Origin of the sequence: Streptomyces nanshensis, from assembly GCF_001751255.1 — a bacterium.
Taxonomy (GTDB): domain Bacteria; phylum Actinomycetota; class Actinomycetes; order Streptomycetales; family Streptomycetaceae; genus Streptomyces; species Streptomyces nanshensis_A.
The window spans coordinates 1-250 of record NZ_LJGW01000456.1; the positions used below are offsets into that span (position 1 = coordinate 1).

At 68.0% G+C, this 250-nt stretch carries 1 protein-coding gene; it reads left to right on the forward strand.

Translation table 11 applies throughout. The features are described from left to right. On the forward strand, positions 1 to 250 hold a 250-nt coding region (locus AN218_RS28425; protein WP_244900779.1), incomplete at both ends, for an acyl carrier protein.

Sequence of the window (250 nt, forward strand, 5' to 3'; positions counted from 1 at the left end):
AGGACCTCGGCTTCGACTCGCTGACCGCCGTCGAACTGCGGAACAGGCTGACCAACGCCACCGGTCTGCGGCTCCCCGCCACCCTCGTCTTCGACTACCCCACCGCGATGAGCCTCGCCGAGTACGTACGCGACGAACTCTTCGCCGACGAGAGCACCCATGCCGTAGAGCATGTGCCGACACGGCTGCTGCCGCCGGTTGCGGACGACCCGGTCGTGATCGTGGGGATGTCGTGCCGGTATCCGGGCGG